The following is a 17,774-nucleotide window of genomic DNA, read 5'->3' as shown; positions in this document are numbered from 1 at the left end:
GGTCGGCTCCTCGGACGGGGTGGGCTCCTCGGAGGGCGTCTCGGAAGGCGTCGGCGGGGCGGGCACCTCGCCGCGCTCCACGTCCTGGAGGTCGAACGTCTTGCCGGACCCGCCGCCGAGGGCGCCGAGGGTGTAGTCGGCCCAGATCCTGGCCGGGAAGCCGCTGCCGCTGGCGCGGCCGGAGTTGGCCGTACCGGTCAGGGAGACCTGCTTGCGGCCGCCGTCGCCCTCGCCGAAGAGGGCCACGACCGTGGACAGCTCCGGGGTGTACCCGGCGAACCAGGCGGACTTGTTGTCCTCGGAGGTGCCGGTCTTGGCCGCCGCGTCGTAGGCGGGGCTGTTGGCCGCGCCCCCGGAACCGGCGTCGACGACCCCGGTGAGCCCCTTGGTCACGGTGTCGGCCGAGGCGCGGCTGATGACCTGCTCCCGCTTGGGCTTCTCGGCCTTCACCGTGCGGTCGCGGTGCTCGGCGGACTGGAGGATGTGCGGGGTGACCTTCCGGCCGTGGTTGTCGAGCGTGGCGTACACGCCGGCCATGTCCCAGGTCGAGGCGTTCATGGTGCCGAGGGTGACGGCGGGGCGCTCGGGGAAGTTCTTGTCCGGTACGCCGAGGGCGAGCGCGGTCTCCTTCACGGCGGCGGGCGTCACGTCGACGATCATCTGCGCGAAGACGGAGTTGACCGAGCTGTTCAGGGCCTTCTGGACGGAGACCTGACCGTAGCTGCGGTCGTCCTGGTTCTGCGGGGCGAACGGGGTGTCGCTGCCGACGACGGGCCGCTTGCTGGTGCCGTCGTAGACGGTGTTGAGCCCGATCAGGCTGCCGTCCTGCGTCTGCGACTCGTTCTCCAGGGCGGAGGCGAGCACCAGCGGCTTGAAGGTGGAGGCGGGCTGGTAGTCCTGGCGGGTGGCGTTGCTGATGTAGTGCTTGATGTAGTCCTCGCCGCCGTACAGGGCGACGACCTTGCCGGTCTTCGGGTCGACGGAGGTGGCGCCGGCCTGGACGGTGGCGTCGATCTTGTTGCCCTCGCGGTCGAGCTTGGACTCCAGCTGGTCGTCGACCGACTTCTCCAGCGCCTGCTGGCGCTTCTTGTCGACGGTGAGGGTGAAGGTCCAGCCGCCGGCGTCGCGGTCCTCGGCGGAGACGCCCTGCTTCTCCAGCTCCTGGTTGGCGGCCTCGACCAGGTAGCCGGCCTGGCCCTCCATGCCCTGGGCGGGCTTGGGCTTCTGGGGGACGGGGAACTTCAGGCCGGCCCTCTCGGACTCGGTCAGCCACTTCATCTCGACCATGTTGCGCAGGGTGTAGGCCCAGCGCTCCTTGACCAGCTTCTTGCCGGTGTCGGTGGCCGAGTTCCAGTCGTACTGGCTGGGCGCCTGGAGGACGGAGGCCAGGTAGGCGCCCTGCGAGGCGTCCAGGTCCTTGGCGTCGATGCCGTAGTACGCCTGGGCGGCGGCCTGGATGCCGCTCGCTCCGCGCCCGTAGTAGGCGGTGTTGATGTACCCGGCGAGGATCTCGTCCTTGGACTTCTGCTGGTCGATCTTGAGCGAGATCACCAGTTCCTTGAGCTTCCGGCTCACGGTGGGGTCCTGCGTCAGGTAGAAGTTCTTCACGTACTGCTGGGTGATGGTCGAGCCGCCCTGCTTGCCCTTGCCGCCGACGGTGTTGAGCAGGGCGCGGGTGGTGCCCTTCAGGTCGACGCCCTGGTCCTTGTAGAAGGACTTGTTCTCGGCGGCGACGAAGGCGTGCTGGACCTTCTCGGGCACCTCGTCCAGGTCGACGATCTGGCGGTTGACGCCCTTGCCGGTCCGGGCGAGGACCGTGCCGTCGCTGTACTTGTAGACGTTGCTCTGCCGCTCCGCCGTGGCGTTGGCGGCGGGGACGTCGACGTACACGTAGAGCGCCCCGAAGGCCCCCATGCCCAGCAGGACGATCCCGAAGAACGCGCCCAGCAGCTTCTTCCACGTGAAGAGTCTGCGTATGCCGCCGCTCTTCTGGCCCCTGCGCGACTCCCGCGCCTGGGCTCGTCGCGCATCCGCTCGACCCATTGGTGTGTTGCTCCCGCTTCTCTGCTCGACCGGCTCGCTCGGTTTCCTCAGTTCGCTCAGACCTGCCAGCTAACACCGCCGACAGGGACAAAAGACAAGCGATCCGGTCTTTTACGGACGTGAGAATCAGCACCCGCTCCCTAGGAACCGACTCCCCAGGGGTGGACAAGGTTGCGAGAACCATTAATGTGTAATCACATTGATAGCGCGGCGAACGGCCGCGCCGAACGGGGGATCCCATGACCGCACAGCACGACGACCACCGCCCGGGCACGCCCTCGACCGACCTCCCCATCGACGCCCCGGACATGCCCGCGCCGCAGGTCAGGGAGGTCACCGCGCACTCCATCCCGGGCGGCATCGGTCTGCTCCTGACCGTGGTCGGGGTGTTCGCCGGGGTCGGCCTCGCCATCGTCGGCGGGGTGATCGGGGCCGGTGGGAACAACGCGGTCGGCGTTCCGCTCTTCATCTTCGGGGTGCTCTTCGTGATCACCTCGTTCTTCTGCATGAGCGGTGTGAAGATGGTCGCTCCGGGCGAGGCCCGGGTGATCCAGCTCTTCGGCCGTTACGTCGGCACCATCCGCACCGACGGGCTCCGCTGGATCAACCCGCTGACCTCCAGCCGCAAGATCTCCACCCGCGTCCGCAACCACGAGACCGCCGTCCTCAAGGTCAACGACGCCTACGGCAACCCGATCGAGCTGGCCTCCATCGTCGTCTGGAAGGTCGAGGACACCGCCCAGGCCCTCTTCGAGGTCGACGACTTCCGGGAGTTCGTCGCCACCCAGACCGAGGCGGCCGTGCGGCACATCGCCATCGAGTACCCGTACGACGCCCACGAGGAGGACGGCCTCTCCCTGCGCGGCAACGCGGAGGAGATCACCGAGAAGCTGGCCGTCGAGCTGACCGCCCGGGTGAAGGCGGCGGGCGTCCTGATCATCGAGTCGCGCTTCAGCCACCTCGCGTACGCCCCCGAGATCGCCTCCGCCATGCTCCAGCGCCAGCAGGCCGGGGCGGTCGTCGCGGCCCGTCAGCTGATCGTGGAGGGCGCGGTCGGCATGGTCGAGATGGCTCTGGACCGGATTGCCGAGCAGGACATCGTGGAGCTGGACTCCGAACGGAAGGCGGCCATGGTCAGCAATCTGATGGTGGTGCTGTGCGGTGACCGCGCGGTCCAGCCGGTCCTCAACACGGGCTCCCTCTACCAGTGACCGACCAGACGCCTCCCCGGCGGACACCGGCGTCCCGGTCGCGGCAGCGCAAGCAGATGCTGCTGCGGCTGGACCCCGCGGTGCACGACGCACTCGCCCGCTGGGCCTCCGACGAACTCCGCAGCGCCAACGCGCAGATCGAGTTCCTGCTGCGGCGGGCGCTCGCGGAGGCGGGCCGGCTGCCGGGGGCCGCGCGTCCGATCGCCCGCCGGGGGCGGCCGCCCAAACAGCCGCCGGAGGGGCCGGAAACCCCGCCGGAGCCCGGGGCGAGCGCACCGGGGCCCCCGCCCGGAGGCGACACCCAGGACACCCCGTAGCACCGCGACCCCGGCCCGCCCCATGGGCCGGGGTCGCTTTCCGGACGCGTATACACGGGAGGTATACACACCGTGTACAGTTCCTCCCATGTCTATCGGTCACACCCTCCTCGGGCTCCTGGAGTCCGGCCCCCGACACGGCTACGACCTGAAGCGGACCTTCGACGAGAAGTTCGGCCAGGACCGCCCGCTCCACTACGGCCAGGTCTATTCGACGATGTCCCGGCTCCTGAAGAACGGGCTGGTCGAGGTCGACGGCGTCGAGAGCGAAGGAGGCCCCGAGCGCAAGCGGTACGCCATCACCGACGCCGGGATCACCGATGTCTCGCACTGGCTGGCCCAGCCGGAGAAGCCGGAGCCCTACCTCCAGTCGACGCTCTACACCAAGGTCGTCCTGGCGCTCCTGACCGGTCGCAGCGCGGCCGATCTGCTGGACACCCAGCGCTCGGCGCACCTGCGGATGATGCGCGTCCTCACCGACCGGAAGCGCAAGGGCGACCTCGCCGACCAGTTGATCTGCGACCACGCCCTGTTCCACCTGGAAGCCGATCTGCGCTGGCTGGAACTGACCTCAGCCCGTCTCGACCAGCTCGCCAAGGTGGTGGCTCCGTGATTCCCGAAGGCTCCCTGCTCGCCGCCCACGATCTGCGCAAGGCCTACGGCTCGACGCCCGCCCTGGACGGCGCGTCGTTCTCCGTGCACCCCGGCGAGGTCGTCGCCGTGATGGGCCCCTCCGGCTCCGGCAAGTCGACCCTGCTGCACTGCCTGGCCGGAATCATCACGCCCGACTCCGGCACCATCACCTACGCGGGCCGCGAGCTGTCCGCGATGTCGGACGCCGAGCGCAGCGCCCTGCGGCGCAGCGACTTCGGCTTCGTCTTCCAGTTCGGCCAGCTCGTGCCGGAGCTGACCTGTGTGGAGAACGTCGCGCTGCCGCTGCGGCTGAACGGCGTCAAGCGCAAGGCCGCCGAACGCACCGCCCTGGAGTGGATGGAGCGCCTGGAGGTCGACGACCTCGGGACCAAGCGTCCCGGCGAGGTCTCCGGCGGCCAGGGCCAGCGGGTCGCCGTGGCCCGTGCGCTGGCGGCGTCGCCGAAGGTGATCTTCGCCGACGAGCCGACCGGTGCGCTGGACTCCCTCAACGGCGAGCGGGTGATGGAGCTGCTCACCGAGGCCGCCCGCTCCGCCAACGTCGCCGTGGTCCTGGTGACCCACGAGGCCCGCGTCGCCGCCTACTCCGACCGTGACGTCACCGTGCGCGACGGCCGGGCCCGCGACATGGAGCACGCCGTATGACGCTGCTCGAAGAAAGGCGGCCCGTGGCGCCACCGCGTCCGGAAGCGCCCTCGCGGGGCGCGGTGACCCTCCGCGACCTCGGCCTCGGCATCCGGTTCGCCGCCGGCGGGGGCCGCGAGGGCTGGATCCGTACGCTGCTGACCGCCGTCGGCGTCGGCCTCGGGGTCGCCCTGCTGCTGCTCGCCTCCTCCGTGCCGCACCTGCTCGACGAGCGGAACGCCCGCGAGCAGGCCCGCAGCGAGTCCCGGATCTCCGTCTTCTCCGAAGCGAACGCCCCGCAGTCGGACAGCTCGGTGCTGCGGATCGACACGACCACCGAGTACCACGACCGGACCGTCGCCGGCCATCTGATGCGTCCCGACGGCTCGAAGCCCGTCCTGCCGCCGGGGGTCGACCGCTTCCCCGCCCCGGACACCATGGTCGTCTCCCCCGCCCTGCGGGAGCTGCTCGACGAGCCGGGCAACGAACTGCTGCGCGATCGGCTCCCGTACGAGATCACCGGCACGATCGGGGACGCCGGGCTGCGCTCCCCCGGTGAACTCCTCTACTACGCGGGCAGCGACACCCTGACGCCGGCCAACGGCGGCCACCGGATCGCCGCGTACGGCGACGACCGCCAGGGCGACCCCCTCCCACCCCTGCTGATCGTGCTCGTCATCATGGTCTGCGTCGTGCTGCTGGCACCGGTCGCGATCTTCATCGCCACCGCCGTGCGCTTCGGCGGCGACCGACGTGACCGGCGGCTGGCCGCGCTGCGCCTGGTCGGCGCGGACATCCGGACGACCCGGCGGATCGCCGCCGGGGAGGCCCTGTTCGGCGCGCTGCTCGGGCTGCTGTTCGGCCTGGTGTTCTTCGTGGTGGGCCGGCAGTTCGTCGACGCGGTGGAGATCTGGGACGTCAGCGCGTTCCCGGCCGACCTGGCGCCCGACCCCCGGCTGGCGTCGCTGATCGCGGTGGCCGTGCCGCTGACGGCCGTCCTCGTCACCCTGGTGGCGATGCGCTCCGTGGTGATCGAACCGCTCGGCGTCGTACGCCGGGGGCGTGAGCGGGGACGCCGCCTGTGGTGGCGGCTGCCGGTGCCGCTGGCGGGTCTCGTGGTGCTCGCGCTCTGGGGCCGGGTCGAGGAGTACGCCCCGGTGAACCCGTTCCCGATCACCGCGGGCGCCGTGCTGGTGCTGTTCGGGCTCGCCCTGCTGCTGCCCTGGCTGGTCGAGGCCAGTGTGAACCGGCTGCGCGGCGGCCCGGTGCCCTGGCAGCTCGCCACCCGCAGGCTCCAGTTGAGCAGCGGGGCCGCGTCCCGCGCGGTCAGCGGGGTCACCGTGGCGGTGGCGGGGGCGATCGCCCTGCAGATGCTGTTCGCCTCGATGAACGCCGACTTCAACCGGATGACGGGGGCGGACCCCACCCGGGCCCAGTTCGCCGGGTACTCCGAGAACGTCACGGGCGAGGGGGCCACCGCGGCCATCGAGCAGTTCCGCGCGACCAAGGGCGTGGACGTGGTCATCGGCTCGGTGGAGGCGTACGCGTCCAAGCCCGGCAAGTACGCCGAGGACGAGGTCCAGCCCACCACCTCCCTGACCGTCGGCACCTGCGAGACCCTGCGCGAGCTGGCCCGGATCGGCGCCTGCGAGGACGGTGACACCTTCGTCGTCCACCCGGAGGACGACAAGGTCATGACCTCCTGGGTCGACGAGACCGCCCGCAAGGGCGAGGTGGTCGAGATCGGCTCCGGGAAGAAGCCGATGCGGTGGACGCTGCCCGCCGGCTCCCGGACCGTGACGGGCCGCACCGACCCGATGGGCGACCCCCACTGGGGGATCATGGCCACCATCGGCGCGGTCGACGCGGGCAAGCTGCCCGGGGCGACGATCACCACCCGGATCCGGGTCGACCGGAGCGTGCCGGACGTCGCCGAGTACGTACGCAACACGGCGGCCAGGATCGACCCCGGGATGCGCTTCGTCACGATCGACTCGGTGGAACGCGACCGCCAGTACGCCAGCATCCAGACCGGGCTCCAGGTGGGCGCGAGCGCGGTGCTGCTGCTGATCGCCCTGTCGATGCTGGTCTCCCAGCTGGAGCAGTTGCGTGAGCGCAGGCGGCTGCTGTCGGTGCTGGTGGCCTTCGGCACCCGGCGCTCCACGCTCGGCTGGTCGGTGCTGTGGCAGACGGCCGTGCCGGTGGTGCTCGGTCTGGTGGTGGCGGTCGCGGGCGGCCTGGGCCTCGGGGCGACGCTCGTCCACCTGATCGAGAAGGAGGTCTCCGACTGGTGGCTGTTCTGGCCGGTGACGGGGGTCGGGGGCGCGCTGATCCTGCTGGTCACCCTGCTGTCGCTGCCGCCGCTGTGGCGCATGATGCGCCCGGACGGACTGCGCACCGAGTGAGACCCGCACGACCCGCGTAGGGCCGGGGCCCCTGGGAACAGGGGCCCCGGTCCGCGTTCCGCGCGAGGGCGGCGCGCTCTACGGGCTCTCCGCCACCAGCCGCACCGGCAGCGGCCGCATCGCCTCGCGCAGGGCCGCCGCGAACTCCTCGAACTCGCCGCCCCGCGCCGACCCCGTCCGCATCGCCAGCGCCACCCGCCGGGTGGGCGCCGGGTCCGCGAAGTACCCGGTGGCCAGCGCCTCGTTGCGGCCGGTCTCCACCGTCACCGCGGTCCGGGGCAGCAGCGTCACCCCGAGCCCGCCGGCCACCAGCTGGACCAGGGTGGAGAGCCCGGCGGCGGTCGTGGTCACCGGCGCGCCCTCGGTGCGGCCCGCCTCACGGCAGATGTCCAGGGCCTGGTCGCGCAGGCAGTGCCCCTCGTCCAGGAGCAGCAGCGGCAGTTCGCGCAGCGCGTCGCGCGGGATGTCCGCCCGGCCGCCGAGCCAGTGGTCCTGCTCCATGACCAGCACGAAGTCCTCGTCGAACAACGGGATCTCGCTCACTCCGGGGACGCCGAGCGGCACGGCGAGCAGGAGCAGGTCGAGCCGCCCGGCGGCGAGGCCTTCGAGTAGTGAGGAGGTCTGTTCCTCGTGGACCTGGAGGTCGAGGTCCACGTAGCGCTCGTGGACGAGACGCAGCACGGTGGGCAGCAGATACGGGGCGACGGTCGGGATCACGCCGAGCCGGAGCACTCCGGTGAACGGGGCCCGGACCGCCTCCGCCTCCTCCATCAGCGCGGCGACGGCCTCCAGCACCGCCCCGGCCCGCACCGCGAGCCGCTCCCCCGCGGGCGAGAGCAGTACCTTGCGCGTCGTACGCTCGATGAGCTGGACACCCAGTGCCTCCTCCAGGGTGGACACCGCTCCGGAGAGCGCGGGCTGACTCATCCCGATTGCTGCCGCGGCGTCCCGAAAGTGCAGATGCTCCGCCACCGCCGTGAAGGCGCGCAGCTGCGACAGGCTGGGCTGCTTGGCGGCCGACTTACCGGACTGCTTGGGGCGTATGCCCTGATTGCTCTGGCCCACTGATAGGCACCTCCGATCATCTCGACCGAGTCTAGCTATTTCCGTGATCAATGCACTCTGTGCCAAGGTGGAACTCGTCCAACCCCCAGGAACGACCCCAAAAGGGAAATTCCAGACGTTGCAAGGAGAGCGCGTGCTCACTGTCGGTGACAAGTTCCCCGAGTTCGACCTGACTGCTTGTGTTTCGCTGGAGAGCGGCAAGGAGTTCGAGGAGATCAACCACAAGACCTACGAGGGCAAGTGGAAGATCGTCTTCGCGTGGCCGAAGGACTTCACCTTCGTGTGCCCCACCGAGATCGCCGCCTTCGGCAAGCTGAACGAGGAGTTCCTGGACCGCGACGCCCAGGTCCTCGGCTTCTCCGGTGACTCCGAGTTCGTGCACCACGCCTGGCGCAAGGACCACCCGGACCTCACCGACCTGCCCTTCCCGATGCTGGCCGACTCGAAGCACGAGCTCATGCGTGACCTCGGCATCGAGGGCGAGGACGGCTTCGCCCAGCGCGCCGTCTTCATCGTCGACCAGAACAACGAGATCCAGTTCACGATGGTGACCGCCGGTTCCGTGGGCCGTAACCCCAAGGAGGTCCTGCGGGTCCTCGACGCCCTGCAGACCGACGAGCTGTGCCCGTGCAACTGGACCAAGGGCGAGAACACCCTCGACCCGGTCGCGCTCCTCTCGGGCGAGTGAGCTGATACCGACATGGCTCTCGACGAACTGAAGTCCGCCATACCGGACTTCGCCAAGGACCTGAAGCTCAACCTCGGCTCGGTCATCGGCAACAGCGACCTCCCGCAGCAGCAGCTGTGGGGCACCGTGCTGGCCTGCGCGATCGCCTCGCGTTCGCCGAAGGTGCTGCGCGAGCTGGAGCCCGAGGCGAAGGCCAACCTCTCCGCCGAGGCGTACACCGCGGCGAAGTCGGCGGCCGCGATCATGGCGATGAACAACGTCTTCTACCGGACCCGGCACCTGCTGTCGGACCCGGAGTACGGCACGCTCCGCGCGGGCCTGCGGATGAACGTCATCGGCAACCCGGGCGTGGAGAAGGTCGACTTCGAGCTGTGGTCGCTCGCCGTCTCCGCGATCAACGGCTGCGGCCAGTGCCTGGACTCCCACGAGCAGGTGCTGCGCAAGGCCGGCGTGGACCGTGAGACCATTCAGGAAGCCGTCAAGGTCGCTTCGGTGATCCAGGCGGTCGGTGTGACCCTCGACGCCGAGGCCGTACTCGCCGAGTAGTGACACCGCACCACCCCTGATACGAGAAGAGCCCCGAGGACGACCGACCGTCCCCGGGGCTCTTCTTTCTGCCCGCTCCGTGACGTTCCGCTACTCCTGCGGCGGCCGTTTCTCCTGTGCGTGTTCGCCCGGCGCGTCCCTCGGCTCGGGTGGCGCCTCCGCCGCGGGCCCCGCGTGTGCCGGGCTCATCGACAGGGCCGTGGCCCCGTGGTGGCCGCCCCGCTCGCCCGGTTCCCCGTACGAGCGCAGATAGCCGACCACCGTGTTGATCACGGCGACCAGCGGTACGGCGACCACCGCCCCGCCGATGCCCGCGACCAGACCGCCGGTCGCCACCGCGAGGACCACCGCGAGCGGATGGACCCGGACGGCGCGGCCGAGGATGAACGGCTGCAGGATGTGGCCCTCGATCTGCTGCACCGCCAGGACCACCACCAGCGCCCACAGCGCGGTCCACACTCCCTCGGTGACCAGGGCGACGACCACCGCGAGTGCCCCGGAGACCACGGCGCCGACGAGCGGGATGAAGGCGAACAGGAAGATGAAGACGGCCAGTGGCACGGCGAGCGGCACATTGAGGACCCAGAGGCCGAAACCGATGAAGATGGCGTCGATCAGGGCGACGAGCACCGTGCCGCGCACATACGCGGTCAGGGTGCGCCAGGCACGCGGCCCGGCGCCGGCGACCCCGGGGCGGGCCGCGGCGGGCACCAGCTTGAGCGACCACTCCCAGATGCGCCGGCCGTCGTAGAGCAGGAACAGCGTGGAGAACATCGCCAGCAGCAGCCCGGTGAGGAACTCCACCATCACGGTGACGCCCTGGAGCCCGGCGGAGGTGATCTCCTCGGTGTTGGTGCCGATGGTGTCGCTGAGGTTCTTGGCGATGTCGTTGATCTGCGACTCGGTGACGTGGAAGGGGCTGTCGAGCGCCCAGCGCTTCAACTCGTCGATGCCGTCGCGGACCCGGTCGGAGAGCGTGTCGAGGTTGTCCATCACCTGCCACACCACGAACCAGCCGACCAGTCCGATGACGACGAACCCGAGGACGGCCGTCACGGCGGTGGCGAGCCCGTGGGGCAGCCCGAACCGCTTGAGCCGGACCACGGTCGGCTGGAGCATCGCGGTGACGAGCAGCGCGGCGGCGAAGGCCAGCACCACGAGCTGGACCGCGCTGATCACCCGCATCAGCACCCAGAGGGTCCCCGCGAGGACGAGGAGGCGCCAGCCGGCCTCGGCGGCGACCCGCATCCCCCACGGGATCGCCGCCACCGGATCCGGCTTGGCGGCGACCGAGGGGGCGTACGAGGGCGGCGCGGGCACCTGCCCGGTGCCGTCGTCATCGGGGACGGCGGCGGCCCCTCGCGCCACGAGGGGGTCGTCCTCGTCATCGGCGGCGGCGCGCGCCCGCCGCTCGTCCAGTCGCGCACCCAGCTCCGTCAGTTCGGACCCGAAGCGGCCCAGCCAGCCCGGCAGTTTCGACATGCTTTCTTTCCTTCCCCCATCTTCGCCACCCAGCGCTCCGCAGCGTTTCCCAACGCTCCCCGGGACCGCCAGGATGCGACCGTACACGCGCGAGGCCCCCCACCGTCCGGACGGTGGGGGGCCTCGCGAGGTTGAGAGGGCGGTCCGTGGACCTCGCCCGCTCCCTCTAATACCAGTTGTTGGCCTGCCAGAAGGACCAGGCGCCGCACGGGCTGCCGTAACGGCCGTCCATGTAGCTGAGGCCCCACTTGATCTGGGTGGCCGGGTTGGTCTGCCAGTCGGCGCCGGCGGACGACATCTTGTGACCCGGGAGCGCCTGCATCAGACCGTACGCCCCGGAGGACGGGTTGCTCGCGCGGTAGTTCCAGGTCGACTCGTGGTTCACGATGTTGCTGAAGCACTGGAACTGGTCCGCGGGGACCATCTGACGGGCCATCGCCTTGACGTCGGCCACGCTGTAGGAGCCCTGCGCGGAGAACGAGGTCGCGTCGCGGACGGAAGAACGGCTGGCGCGCTCGGCGTCTTCCTTCTTCTTCTTCTCCGCCTCGCGCTCGGCCTCGACCCGGTCCTCGGCGGCCTGCTTCTTGGACTTGGCGTCCTTGGCTGCCTGGAGGCGGGCCGATTCCTCGGCCGACTTCTTCGCGGCGGCGTCGGCGGCGGATGCCTGGGCATCGGCCTGCTGCGTCAGCGAAGCGGTCTGGACCTGGGCCTGCTGGCCCGCGGGGATGTCTGCGAGCAGCGTGGTGTCGGCTGCGGCCGCCTCGAAGTTGTTGTTGTCGTCGGCGGCAGGTGTGCCGCCCGCAGCAACGCCTACGACGGCGCCAACGGTGGTGACCGCGGTGGCGGATGCCACGGCGAACCCCCGGACCGAGATCCGGCTCACATGGTGTCCTTCCAGCATCGCCCGCTTAGGTGACCTCGCGGGCGCGTTCGTGCCCCTGACACTGGCCTCCCTACTGCGTGGGTCACGGGAGGCACGGGCCCGATGGGCAACCCCGGCGAGGGGGCTGCCGCGTGGTGCTCGCGGGCGGCATACGGGCGTCTTGTGTTGAGTTGTGTGGTGCGTGGCGCCTCTGGAGGTGCCCAAGTGCCGTATGCGGGGCCTGACGGAAGCAAGACTCTGCCGGACGGGAGCGCCGGGAGGCAATTCTGTCTTGCGTGGGAAAGGTCACACCCCGTTTGGCCCCTCGGTTTTTCGGAAATGACGGCGCAGCACAATGCCGCCCGGCTAAGCTCCTTGGCTCGCCGGGCGGCATCAAAGGGACATGCGCGTCAGATGTGGCCTTCCTCCAGCATTTCGGTCACCAGCGCGGCGATCTGCGAACGCTCCGACCGCGTGAGCGTGACGTGGGCGAACAGCGGATGGCCCTTCAGTTTCTCGACGACGGCGACGACTCCGTCGTACCGGCCGACCCGGAGGTTGTCCCGCTGGGCCACATCGTGGGTGAGCACGACACGCGAATTCGCCCCGATCCGGGACAACACGGTCAGCAGGACGTTCCGTTCGAGCGACTGCGCCTCGTCGACGATCACGAACGCGTCGTGCAGGGACCGGCCGCGGATGTGGGTGAGCGGCAGGACCTCCAGCATCCCGCGCCCGAGCACCTCCTCGATGATCTCGCGCCCGGCGACCGCCGAGAGCGTGTCGAAGACCGCCTGCGCCCAGGGGCTCATCTTCTCGGCCTCGCTGCCGGGGAGATAGCCGAGCTCCTGCCCGCCCACCGCGTACAGCGGGCGGAAGACCATCACCTTCTTGTGCTGCTGCCGCTCCAGCACCGCCTCCAGGCCCGCGCAGAGGGCCAGCGCCGACTTGCCGGTGCCGGCCCGGCCGCCCAGCGACACGATGCCGACGTCGGCGTCGAGGAGGAGGTCGAGGGCGATCCGCTGCTCGGCGCTGCGCCCGTGGATGCCGAAGGCCTCCCGGTCGCCCCGCACGAGCCGTACGTTGCCCTCGGCCGTCACCCGGCCGAGCGCCTTGCCGCGCTCGGACTGGAGGACCAGACCGGTGTGCACGGGCAGTTCGGCGGCCTCGGGGACGTACAGCGTCTCCTCGCCGAACAGCAGGTCGATCTGTTCCCCGGCGAGGGACAGTTCGCTCATGCCGGTCCAGCCGGAGTCCGTGATGGCGAGCTCCGCGCGGTACTCCTCGGCGAGGAGGCCCACGGAGGAGGCCTTGATACGGAGCGGCAGGTCCTTGGAGACGACCGTGACGTCGTACCCCTCGGCCTGGAGGTTGCGTGCGACCGCGAGGATCCGTGAGTCGTTGTCCCCCAACCGGTAGCCGGCGGGCAGGACGCCGGGATCGGAGTGGTTGAGTTCGACGCGGAGCGTCCCGCCCAGATCCCCGAGCGGGATCGGGGCGTCCAGCCGGCCGTACCGGACCCGGAAGTCGTCCAGCAGGCGCAGGGCCTGCCGGGCGAAGTATCCGAGCTCGGGGTGATGCCGTTTGGCCTCCAGTTCCGTGACCACCACGATCGGCAGCACGACTTCGTGCTCGTCGAAGCGGGCCATGGCACCGGGATCGGCCAGCAGGACGCTGGTGTCGAGAACGTATGTGCGCCGGTCGGGCATGCGGCGCTTGCTGCTGTTCACCACGGAAGGACGTACCCCCTCGGACGAGGTCGGGGAGTGCGACGAACGGTCGCGGAGCTTCCCGAAGGGAGAGGACGGACCGGGATCGGGCCCCTGTGCGCGGGCCGGACCACGGCCACCGCGTCGGCCGCAGACTGTCTACGGTCCTTCGTGTGCAAAGGGCCTCCCGGGCGAGCGGGCTGGGTGCCGCTCACTTGGATGCGACATCCGCCTGGTTGATGACCGGACGTCGACCTGACAGGGGTATTCCCTTTTCCGCGCGAAGCCATGCCGCCGCATATGACACGGTGTGGAGAAGCCCCGGTGGACGCGCGGTGGCGCCCTTGCGTACGCGTACACGCGCGATGGCTCCCCTATATAGGGGAGCCATCGGCCGAACGGGCGGCAGGACGGTGTTCAGGCGCCGTAGCGGCGGTGGCGGGCGGCGTAGTCGCGCAGCGCCCGGAGGAAGTCGACCTTGCGGAACGCCGGCCAGAACACCTCGCAGAAGTAGTACTCCGAATGGGCGCTCTGCCAGAGCATGAAGCCCGAGAGCCGCTGCTCGCCGCTCGTCCGGATCACCAGGTCGGGGTCGGGCTGGCCCCGGGTGTAGAGGTGCTCGGAGATCAGGTCGGTGGAGACGACCTCGGCCAGTTCCTCGAAGGTCGTGCCCTTCTCCGAGTGCTCCAGGAGCAGGGAGCGCACCGCGTCCGCGATCTCCTGGCGGCCACCGTAGCCGACCGCGACATTGACGATTATTCCGTCGATGTCGGACGTCGCCTCCTGTGCCTCCTTGAGCACCGACTGCGTCTCCGGCGGAAGCAGGTCGAGCGTGCCGACGTGGTGGACGCGCCAGCGCCCGTCCGCGGCGAGGTTGCGCACGGTGTTCTCGATGATGCCGAGCAGCGGCTTCAGCTCGTGCTCGGGGCGGTCGAAGTTGTCCGTGGACAGCATCCAGAGGGTGACGACCTCGACATCGGTCTCGCTGCACCAGCCGAGCAGCTCGGAGATCTTGTCAGCACCGGCCTGGTGGCCCTGCACGGCCGATCCGCCGGACGCCTTGGCCCAGCGCCGGTTGCCGTCGAGGATGACCCCGATGTGCTTCGGCACCTGGTCGTGGTCCAGGCGGCCTCCCACCCGGCGCGCGTAGAGCCTGTACACCAGGTCGCGGAAGTTCACTGCGTTCACCCTCTCGGTTCCGTACGGGCCCGGGGCCCGCCCTCCCCGTCGCCGGGGGTCCGGGGGCCGTCCCCCGCAGGGGATCGCCGCACGGTCTGCGCCGCCCGCACGATCCCTCGGCGGTCCGCGCCCCTACCACTGGCACGGCCACGCGGGCCTTCGCCGCGCCGCACATCGGCATTCCCCGAAGCCGCCACATTACTGCGATCGGGTCACGGGGGCCCAACCCGGTCTGTCACAACTCCGTGATAAGGAATGAAACGTGACTGATTACCTCTCCCCCGACCTGTACTACCGCGCCGCCGGTTCGCGCTACGACTCCATGGAGTACCGCCGGACCGGACGCAGCGGCCTCAAGCTGCCCGCCCTCTCGCTGGGCCTGTGGCACAACTTCGGCGACGACCGGGCCCTGGACTCCCAGCGGGCGATTCTGCGCCGGGCCTTCGATCTCGGGGTCACCCACTTCGACCTGGCCAACAACTACGGCCCGCCGCCCGGCTCGGCCGAGCTGAACTTCGGCAAGCTCTTCGCCCAGGACTTCGCCCCGTACCGCGACGAACTGGTCATCTCCACCAAGGCCGGTTATCTGATGCACCCCGGCCCGTACGGCGAGTGGGGCTCCCGGAAGTATCTGCTGTCCTCGCTCGACGCCTCCCTGAAGCGGATGGGCCTCGACTACGTCGACGTCTTCTACTCGCACCGCTTCGACCCGCACACCCCGCTGGAGGAGACGATGGGCGCCCTGGCGTCCGCCGTCCAGCAGGGCAAGGCGCTGTACGTGGGCGTCTCCTCGTACAACGCGGAGCAGACCGCCGAGGCGGCCGGGCTGCTCAGGGAGATGGGCGTGCCGGCGCTGATCCACCAGCCGTCCTACTCCATGATCAACCGCTGGATCGAGGACGACGGGCTGCTCGACACCCTGGAGGCGGCCGGGATGGGCTGCATCTCCTTCGTGCCGCTCGCCCAGGGCCTGCTCACGAACAAGTATCTGAAGGGCATCCCGGAGGGCTCGCGCGCCACCCAGGGCAAGTCCCTCGACCCGGGCCTGCTCTCCGACGAGGTGGTCCGCCGGCTCAACGGGCTCAACGACATCGCGCGCGGCCGCGGCCAGTCGCTCGCCCAGCTCGCCATCGCGTGGGTGCTGCGCGACAGTCGGATGACCTCGGCGCTGATCGGCGCGTCGAGCGTGAAGCAGCTGGAGGAGAACGTGGCGGCCCTCGCGGGCCCGGCGCTGACCGCCGACGAGCTGAAGGAGATCGACGCCTTCGCCGTGGACACGGCGGGCACGAACATCTGGGCCGGTCGCAGCTGACGTCGGCCTCACCAGGGGGCCTGCTCCCCGGGTCGCGCGGCGGCGACGCGGGGGGCCTGCTCCCCGGGTCGCGCGGCGGCGACGCCGTCGGCCCGTAAAAAAACGGGCCGGTCCGTGGGGGGGGATACGGACCGGCCCGAGGGGGGGTTTCCACCATAACCCTTCGTAAGTAATGCCGCGTGCCGCGCCACTCCACAATTACTCTCCGGATTCACCGGACTGCGCTCCGGGCAGGGCGGCGGGCGCCCTTCGGGCCCTTCGGGGCCGCCCTGTAGAGGCCCGGTTATCGGCCCCGGTATCGAGGGGGCGCGGCACGGCGTCGGCTTGACGCCGTACCGGGCGCCAGAGGACGGAACCTGACCTCTGGGGGCTCTAGGTTCGAGGCATGACGACGCGATCCCGTGCGACAACGCCAACGACCGTGAGCTGGACCGGGGCGAACGCCCGGAGGCTGGCCCGCCAGCACCTCCACCCGGATGCCACCGCGTCGCCCATCGCCACCCCCGGCGCGGCGGTGGCCTCGATGCTCGGCGCGCACGCCCAGGTGCTGTCGGCGGCCGAGCTGTCCGTGGGGCTGCGCGGGGACGGGCTGACCCGCACGGACGTCCGTACGGCCCTGTGGACGGACCGGACCCTGGTCAAGACGTTCGGACCGCGCGGCACGGTCCACCTGTTGCCCGCCGCGGACCTGCCCCTGTGGACCGGGGCCCTGTCCACCGTGCCGACGGGCACGAACCCCTTCTCCCAGGACGCCCGGATGACCCCGGACCAGGTGGAGGCGGTCGTCTCGGCCGTCGCGGAGGCGCTGACCGGGGCGGAACTCACGATCGACGAGCTCTCCGAGGAGGTCGTCGCGCGGACCGGGCCGTGGGCCGGTGACCTGGTGATGCCCGGATTCCAGACGATGTGGCCGCGCTGGCGGCAGGTCCTGCACCTGGCCGGCCACCGGGGCGCCCTCGTCTACGCCCCGAACCGGGGGCGAAAGGCGACGTACACCAATCCCGGGTGCACCCCGCTGGCCGGCCCCGGGGCTCTGGCCGCCCTGATCGAGCGGTATCTGCGCGCGTACGGGCCGGCCACCTCCGCCCACTTCGCCCGCTGGCTCGCCGCGCCGAAGCCCTGGGCGGCCGAACAGTTCGCCGCGCAGGCGGCGGCGGGGGCGATCGAGGAGGTGACGTTCGCGGACGTGGGTCCGGCGTGGGTGGTCGCGGGCGACACGGACTTCCCGGCGTCACCGGTGCGCGGCGTGCGCCTGCTCCCGTACTTCGACGCGTTCGCCATCGCCTCCCAGCCCCGTGAGCGGCTGTTCCCGGGGGCGGCGTACGAGCGGGCACTCGCGGGCGGGCAGGCGGGGAACTTCCCGGTGCTGCTGGTGGACGGCACGGTGGCCGGCGTCTGGCACCTGCGCCGCTCGGGCCGCCGGATCGCGGTGACGGTGGAGCCGCTGGAGCCCCTGCCGCCGGCCGGTCTGCGCGCGCTGGAGGAGCAGGTGGAGCGGGTCGCCGCGATCATGGAGGGGACGCCGGAACTGACGGTCGGCCCGGTGACGGTGGGGCCGCACGCGTAGGCGCCGGGGCGGGGCACATTCGGGGTGTACGGGGGTGCGTGGCGGCCCGTACGGTCAGGGTCGGGGCTCGACGGGTCAGAGCGGGGCTCGCACGTCAGGGCAGGGCTCGCACG

General features: G+C 70.7%; 15 protein-coding genes. 9 read left to right on the top strand and 6 right to left on the bottom strand.

Going from position 1 to position 17,774, the window contains the following annotated elements; genetic code table 11:
- A partial coding sequence (locus HET64_RS23825) for a transglycosylase domain-containing protein (protein ID WP_215108747.1) occupies positions 1–2,043 on the bottom strand: 2,043 nt, incomplete at its 3' end.
- Between the two features lie 239 nt (positions 2,044–2,282).
- Between HET64_RS23825 and HET64_RS23820 the strand changes: the two genes are divergently transcribed.
- The 5 genes from HET64_RS23820 to HET64_RS23800 all read left to right on the top strand — a co-directional run bounded on the left by HET64_RS23820 (position 2,283) and on the right by HET64_RS23800 (position 7,251).
- Positions 2,283–3,254: an SPFH domain-containing protein gene (locus HET64_RS23820; RefSeq protein WP_215108746.1), complete on the top strand. Its 972-nt coding sequence runs from the start codon at positions 2,283–2,285 to the stop codon at positions 3,252–3,254.
- Positions 3,251–3,571, top strand: coding sequence for a hypothetical protein (locus tag HET64_RS23815; protein WP_215108745.1), 321 nt, complete (start codon positions 3,251–3,253; stop codon positions 3,569–3,571). Before HET64_RS23820 ends, HET64_RS23815 begins: the two co-directional genes overlap by 4 nt.
- An 88-nt stretch (positions 3,572–3,659) precedes the next feature.
- A complete protein-coding gene (locus tag HET64_RS23810) occupies positions 3,660–4,184 on the top strand; it encodes a PadR family transcriptional regulator (RefSeq protein ID WP_018956160.1) in 525 nt (174 codons plus the stop codon).
- Positions 4,181–4,867 (top strand): ABC transporter ATP-binding protein, encoded by a 687-nt coding sequence (locus HET64_RS23805; protein WP_215108744.1) that lies wholly within the window; start codon positions 4,181–4,183, stop codon positions 4,865–4,867. The genes HET64_RS23810 and HET64_RS23805 overlap by 4 nt, the downstream gene beginning before the upstream one ends.
- Entirely contained in the window at positions 4,864–7,251 is a 2,388-nt protein-coding gene (locus HET64_RS23800; protein ID WP_215108743.1) for an FtsX-like permease family protein, read from the top strand. The genes HET64_RS23805 and HET64_RS23800 overlap by 4 nt, the downstream gene beginning before the upstream one ends.
- A gap of 78 nt (positions 7,252–7,329) precedes the next feature.
- Here HET64_RS23800 and HET64_RS23795 read toward each other — a convergent pair whose 3' ends face one another.
- Positions 7,330–8,316 (bottom strand): hydrogen peroxide-inducible genes activator, encoded by a 987-nt coding sequence (locus tag HET64_RS23795; protein ID WP_215108742.1) that lies wholly within the window; start codon positions 8,314–8,316, stop codon positions 7,330–7,332.
- Positions 8,317–8,449: 133 nt separating this feature from the next.
- Here HET64_RS23795 and HET64_RS23790 point away from each other — a divergent pair, with 133 nt between their 5' ends.
- Complete coding sequence (locus HET64_RS23790) at positions 8,450–9,004, top strand: peroxiredoxin (RefSeq protein ID WP_215108741.1); 555 nt, start codon at positions 8,450–8,452, stop codon at positions 9,002–9,004.
- A gap of 12 nt (positions 9,005–9,016) precedes the next feature.
- Positions 9,017–9,550, top strand: coding sequence for an alkyl hydroperoxide reductase (locus HET64_RS23785; protein WP_003966620.1), 534 nt, complete (start codon positions 9,017–9,019; stop codon positions 9,548–9,550).
- 90 nt (positions 9,551–9,640) lie between these two features.
- Here the strand turns inward: HET64_RS23785 and HET64_RS23780 are convergent, their stop codons facing one another.
- The 4 genes from HET64_RS23780 to HET64_RS23765 all read right to left on the bottom strand — a co-directional run bounded on the left by HET64_RS23780 (position 9,641) and on the right by HET64_RS23765 (position 14,782).
- Positions 9,641–11,032: an AI-2E family transporter gene (locus HET64_RS23780; protein ID WP_215108739.1), complete on the bottom strand. Its 1,392-nt coding sequence runs from the start codon at positions 11,030–11,032 to the stop codon at positions 9,641–9,643.
- Between the two features lie 166 nt (positions 11,033–11,198).
- A complete protein-coding gene (locus HET64_RS23775) occupies positions 11,199–11,915 on the bottom strand; it encodes a transglycosylase SLT domain-containing protein (RefSeq protein ID WP_215108737.1) in 717 nt (238 codons plus the stop codon).
- Positions 11,916–12,304: 389 nt separating this feature from the next.
- Positions 12,305–13,627, bottom strand: coding sequence for a PhoH family protein (locus tag HET64_RS23770; protein WP_215108735.1), 1,323 nt, complete (start codon positions 13,625–13,627; stop codon positions 12,305–12,307).
- Between the two features lie 393 nt (positions 13,628–14,020).
- Positions 14,021–14,782, bottom strand: coding sequence for an isoprenyl transferase (locus HET64_RS23765; RefSeq protein WP_073741104.1), 762 nt, complete (start codon positions 14,780–14,782; stop codon positions 14,021–14,023).
- Between the two features lie 262 nt (positions 14,783–15,044).
- Between HET64_RS23765 and mgrA the strand changes: the two genes are divergently transcribed.
- Positions 15,045–16,094, top strand: a complete 1,050-nt coding sequence (gene mgrA / locus HET64_RS23760; RefSeq protein WP_215108732.1) for an L-glyceraldehyde 3-phosphate reductase — start codon at positions 15,045–15,047, stop codon at positions 16,092–16,094.
- Between the two features lie 385 nt (positions 16,095–16,479).
- Entirely contained in the window at positions 16,480–17,661 is a 1,182-nt protein-coding gene (locus tag HET64_RS23755; RefSeq protein ID WP_215108730.1) for a winged helix DNA-binding domain-containing protein, read from the top strand.
- Positions 17,662–17,774 lie beyond the last annotated feature (113 nt).

This window comes from Streptomyces sp. McG3 (assembly GCF_018619185.1).
In the GTDB taxonomy this organism is placed as follows: domain Bacteria; phylum Actinomycetota; class Actinomycetes; order Streptomycetales; family Streptomycetaceae; genus Streptomyces.
The sequence above is the reverse complement of the archived record's forward strand: the minus strand, read 5'-3'. Positions and strand labels throughout refer to the sequence as shown.